This window comes from Nostoc flagelliforme FACHB-838 (assembly GCF_014698065.1).
Classification (GTDB): Bacteria; Cyanobacteriota; Cyanobacteriia; order Cyanobacteriales; family Nostocaceae; genus Nostoc; species Nostoc flagelliforme_B.
Map to the genome: position 1 here is coordinate 1 of NZ_JACJSI010000418.1, position 4,979 is coordinate 4,979.

9 protein-coding genes and 1 pseudogene are annotated in these 4,979 nt (G+C 42.5%); all 10 read right to left on the minus strand.

Annotation, left to right across the window (positions count from 1 at the left end; translation table 11 throughout):
- Positions 1 to 236 (minus strand): annotated as a pseudogene (locus H6G97_RS45330) (alpha-ketoglutarate-dependent dioxygenase AlkB); the annotation flags it as partial.
- Positions 237 to 265: 29 nt separating this feature from the next.
- Complete coding sequence (locus H6G97_RS45335) at positions 266 to 988, minus strand: KilA-N domain-containing protein (RefSeq protein ID WP_190946978.1); 723 nt, start codon at positions 986 to 988, stop codon at positions 266 to 268.
- A 59-nt stretch (positions 989 to 1,047) separates the two neighbouring features.
- Positions 1,048 to 1,506, minus strand: coding sequence for a DUF1392 domain-containing protein (locus tag H6G97_RS45340; protein ID WP_190946979.1), 459 nt, complete (start codon positions 1,504 to 1,506; stop codon positions 1,048 to 1,050).
- Positions 1,503 to 1,901: a MerR family transcriptional regulator gene (locus tag H6G97_RS45345; RefSeq protein WP_190946980.1), complete on the minus strand. Its 399-nt coding sequence runs from the start codon at positions 1,899 to 1,901 to the stop codon at positions 1,503 to 1,505. Before H6G97_RS45345 ends, H6G97_RS45340 begins: the two co-directional genes overlap by 4 nt.
- Positions 1,902 to 1,951: 50 nt before the next feature.
- A complete protein-coding gene (locus tag H6G97_RS45350) occupies positions 1,952 to 2,125 on the minus strand; it encodes a hypothetical protein (protein WP_190946981.1) in 174 nt (57 codons plus the stop codon).
- A gap of 104 nt (positions 2,126 to 2,229) precedes the next feature.
- Positions 2,230 to 3,033 carry a hypothetical protein gene (locus H6G97_RS45355; protein WP_190946982.1) on the minus strand — a complete coding sequence of 268 codons (804 nt, stop codon included), beginning with the start codon at positions 3,031 to 3,033 and terminating at the stop codon, positions 2,230 to 2,232.
- A gap of 125 nt (positions 3,034 to 3,158) precedes the next feature.
- Positions 3,159 to 3,548 (minus strand): hypothetical protein, encoded by a 390-nt coding sequence (locus H6G97_RS54175; RefSeq protein ID WP_242056064.1) that lies wholly within the window; start codon positions 3,546 to 3,548, stop codon positions 3,159 to 3,161.
- A 17-nt stretch (positions 3,549 to 3,565) separates the two neighbouring features.
- On the minus strand, positions 3,566 to 3,775 hold the full coding sequence (locus tag H6G97_RS45365) for a hypothetical protein (protein WP_190946983.1): 210 nt from the start codon (positions 3,773 to 3,775) through the stop codon (positions 3,566 to 3,568).
- Positions 3,768 to 4,094, minus strand: a complete 327-nt coding sequence (locus tag H6G97_RS45370) for a hypothetical protein (protein ID WP_190946984.1) — start codon at positions 4,092 to 4,094, stop codon at positions 3,768 to 3,770. Before H6G97_RS45370 ends, H6G97_RS45365 begins: the two co-directional genes overlap by 8 nt.
- A gap of 90 nt (positions 4,095 to 4,184) precedes the next feature.
- Positions 4,185 to 4,979 (minus strand): hypothetical protein (locus tag H6G97_RS45375; RefSeq protein WP_199350119.1); only part of this gene is annotated, 795 nt, incomplete at its 5' end.

Genomic DNA, 4,979 nt, shown 5'->3' on the forward strand with positions numbered 1-4,979 from the left:
AGGGGTTTCAAAAACACGCTGTTCGAGTAAAGGTAATCACACCCGGCATCACCATAAATGCACTCAAGGCGCGGGACGGGGATTGTTTTACCCAACATTCTGATTTGATTCTGTTGCCACTCCAGTTTCAAACAGTGTTGGTAGAGTTCATTAGCTTGTTCAAGGCTTAAGAAATCGGGGTAATAGGTGACTGGTAAAACTGGGGTTGATTCAGCGAATAAATTTAGCTGTTGCATGGTATTTCTCTCAAATTTTGAAACTGCTATTAGTTGTGTTCGGCTTTAAAAACCTCAACCAAAATACTTTCTGGATATAAACCGACTTTTCCAAAACGGGGGTCGTGAATGCGTTCTATTTCTATTCCTTCTTTTCGGCACAATGCACTGGCTTTTCTACCTTTAGTACCAGCTTCTTTAACCGATATTTCTAAACCTTGAAGATTAGCGAAACCAACAACACTATATTTATGGCCGCATGGTGTATTTACTCTGTCTTGCTCAACTTCAACCGCTTTAAGCCGATGTAAAATTTCAGTCTGCTGCTGTTGTTGTTGAAGTAAATGCTGTTCTTGCTGTGCCATCTGTTGTACTAAAGCTGCAAGTAACTGTACTTGAGTCATTGACTGCTGTTGTACAGGCTCTTGAAAAATCATCACTTTCATTAAAGTTCTGTTGGCCCAGATGCGGAACTCGACAGAAACCCACTGCGCTAAATCAATTGCGATTTCTGGATGAATCCAAGTACCTTGAGAACTGCCATAGCCATCAACTTCGATGACAAGAGACGATATCGGGATTCCGATGTCGTTTGAAAGTGCTGTCCAGTAAGCTTTTGTGGACTTCCTTTCTTTGTAATGCCCCCAAGACTTATTATTTGCATGGCACATCTGAGTTGCATTCACATACCCAAGGGGAATGCTGTATTTGCCTAGCTGCCCAACTTCTGGCATTTGGTTAATATCTGAGTCACGCCATTTGTGTATCAACATAATCAACTCCCTGGTTATTGGTCAAACAGTGAAGAAAGAGGAATTGCAATCTAAGAAACTCAAGCATTCACGCGCACCAAACTTTTTTCACCAACGAGTGAGAAACGATTAGATATAGTTCGTGATTGAGTTAAGGTTGGCGACACCAATTCGACGACGTAAAACCAAGAGTTATTCACAAGCCCAACCCCCAAAATCAACCGTTGCTTTGTTCCCTGATCGTGAGAACAGAGCATTACTCTTTCGCCCAGAACAAAAGCAGGTTTTTGCACTTTGATGGCTTCTAATTCTCCAGTTGCGATGATTTGGTTTTGTGTAGCGTGAAGGATTTCTTTACCGCAATCCACTGAATAAATCCAGGATTCATGCTTCCATTGCATCCCACAGCAATAACCAAATGTTCTCATGGTTCTCAAGTAAACTTTCTCCAGTAAATTCACCTCAACAGGTGGAATTGTTCGACCCCAAGGCGGAGAGATATACCAACTCGTTAAGAGTGCGTTAACATTGTCAATCATGCTTTTCTCCCCAATAAATAATTAATAGCTTCGGCATCAATAGAGGCAATACGCTTTTTTAAATGCTGTGGTGGATTGTCAAAAAAGTTTTTGAGATGCCATCTACGGACTTGATAGCGCTTAGAAGAACAACGGCTAGTTTTCAACCAACCACGGCGCACCCAGCCAGAAACGGTGGTGGAATGGACACACAGAACACGGGCGATTTCAGCACTACTATAGTTATCGAGAAAGGGGCTTGTAGAATAACCTAAAGCCCAAAGCTTAGTAGCGATAGCAATTGGAGTGCGGAAATACCCATGTCTTTTTAAGATTGAGGCTATTTGTTTTGGGGTATAAAGTTCAGCTTTAGCTTCAATGATTGCGAGTTCTTCATCAGTCCATTTTGTATGCATCTGATTAGCTCCCTTGTTTATGCAGATTTAGTAGAATGATCTTTGACAATTTAAGCGCTGATTGATTCAAAGTCCACTTGAAAGATGTTCATATCAGTGGACATCTCTCCAGTGTTGTAACGGTCTACTATGTGTTGCTTGATTGCGGATTGATTCAGCCCATCAGGGATATCGATGTGAGCTTCACTGATGATTTTTTCCACGACTGTAACGATGACTTTCATGGGTAATTCCTATTTGATTAATTGAGAATTCAGAAGTAAAAATATTCTGAATCCTCACTTCTGATTTACACTGCTCCGGCTTTTGCAGTTTGCAACTGTTGCATCTATCCGTTGATTACCGTTAACTCATCAGCACCGCTAACAACAGCATCAACAACTTGATTTTGATACAAAGACTCAGCATGATTGGGATGGTCACACTTGCCTGCTGCCCAAGCCAAACACATGGTTTTGATTAGTTCATTAATTTGGCTAATATCAAGTAAACTTGGGCGGTCAACATCCTGAAATTGCAACCACTCTCTGACCAAATCAAGGGGATAATCAAGCAAGGTGCGAATATTTTTAACTCGCAAATCTTGTGGGTGTACTGATTGAGGAACTACACTAAGTTTTGGTGGAGTCAGTGGGGGTTCGGGAATCGAGTTTGAAGTTTTACCCAATAAAGATTGAATGTCACGAATGATAGTTGCCCAATCCAAATCTCTACTCCATTCCCTGTAAATCTTGGTTTTACTTGCAGCATCGTAAAGATTGCAGAAAACTGTGTTTTCGTCGCCAGCATTAGCAACGATAATTAGTGGCTTAGAAAAATCTTGGATTAATGATGCAGCCAGAAGAAAGCTTTTAGCAAAGTTTGTTTCAATACCAGTTCTGACAATATAAAGCTCATCGGCACTGATAACAATATCCAGCTTCAAATTGTCCTTGCCTTTGAATTCTTTAGTAGTCAATCGCAGTTCTGACAGATACCCAGTTAATGCCCTTTGGGTAACAGGGATTTTCTTATCCTGGCTGATATTAAACTTATACCAAACGAATGATTCCCCGTCTACTTCTCCCTGATTGACAAATAAATAGATGGGTTCTGGAGGGTTGCATAAACCTAGTTTAATTTCAGTAACCATGTTCACCTCGGTTAAAGTTTTATTGATGGGTGTTCTGTATGCAATAATGGGAATTCTATAGCGGGAGAAGAACTTCCGTGCGTTCACTTGAATAAGAGGCACTCATTCAGGTGAACGCTTTTGTATTAAATTGAAAGTTCTCGATTACGCTCTAGTTCCCATTGCAAATAGGTGAGTGCAGTGCTAGCATCCGCAATGTTTAAATCAGGTTGATATCCTAATTCCAGTAGTTGTTTGTAGTCTGGGTGCGTAGCAATAAGGGATATCAGGGTTTGAGCTTGTTCAACTAACTGGTAGAGATTGGGGTTAGACATTTCAATACCAAGCCGTGAACATAAATCCTCAGCTTTGACTCCTATTGTTCCTGGCTCAATCTCGGTTTCTAACTCTTCAAGTAAAAATTGAAAATTCGGGTGTTCATCGTTAATTTCAATCTCAATCAAATCTGCGCTCTTTGTAACGACAGTTGCCGAATCTGGTAATGTGTGTGGAATCGTCTTAACGTAAAGTTTCATAATTGCTTCCTCTTCGATTAAGAGTTAAAATCCTCGGCAATCTCCAACAAAAAGCCGCGTCCCGTGTTCTGCACTTGCACCAGTTCTTTATCCAGCAGAGTTTGAATGACTGAATCGGAAAATTGGAATTGCAGCTGATGCAGAGGCACACAACCACCACAAAGCCGAATCGAACGCAGCAAATGATTTGCTCTACGGTCAAAGCTGTTGTCAACCGTTTTAGGCATTTGTGAAACCTCCAGTTACTAAGGCTAACTGTTGTTGCAAGATAGATATTTGACGCTGATAGAATTCAATTTCTGCGGTAATTTGTGTGAACAATTCCTGTGGGGAGAGCGGTTGGATTTGATTCTCTTGCAAGTACGATATCTCATCAGAATTCTTGTTAGGCATCAATACATAACGCCATCCTTCATCAAATTGTTCAGCTAATTCTGTACCAGAAGGATAGTAGTGAAGCCCCAGAACAATGCCCTGGTTTGTACGCTGTTCCAAAGCAAAGCGAGGGTAGTCCCAGTGTTTGGGAATGGATATTATCGGTTGCATTGATTTAATTAGGGATTGGTGAATAAAGGAGTAGTTGATGAGCGATCGCTACCTGTAGATGTAGAGCGATCGCTCTCGTCTGTGCGAGAATTACGCCGCCACTAATTCCCGACTTTCTGTAACTGGTGCATACTCCCGTAACATTTCCCAGTCAAGGGCAGTCAACATCTCACATGGGCGGTCTAGCAATTCTTCACAGTCAGGCGCTTCTGCATGGGGTACGGTATCCAACATCGACAATGAGCGCACAGCATCAAACACGGAGTTAGAATACTGCTGCTGGCTTGAATAACTCCTCTTCACCCACCAGTTACGGTCAGTGCATCCGACTTGCCCCAGTTTCACGCCGTTGTTGTAAATGCCATCATCAAGAATTTCAAACCCATAACTCTGGCACTCGTTGAAGATATGCGCCATGATTTGGTTTTCAGTAGAAGAGGAAGGCGTGGGGGCAGAGGCGCAGAGGGGCAGAGGAGAAAGTTGTTGTAAGTTTTTCCCCTCTGCACCCCTGCTCCCCTGCACCTCTGCTTCTTCTTGCACTGGTAGTGTCCCATCTTTGTAGTGAGTGCAGATGAAGCGATGACAGCGCATTACGGTGTTGGCACGAAATACTTCTTTATCGTTGACCATTACTACCCAGCGTTGGGTTAGGTGGTTGTCGTCATAGCTAATGCTGGCTACCAGTTTGTCATCAGCGTAATATTCGTGATGGTCAAAAGAGATTTCGACTATTGTGAGGGGTTCGGGAGCTACAACTTGGGCTTGGTCGGCGATGTAGTTGTCGAGTTCGGCTTGGGCGACGGCTTGGTTGTCAACTTTCTGAAGCTTAATGGATTGGTGGGTGATGATTGCGTTTACCCAGGATTCTTTGCAGCGTTTGTCTAA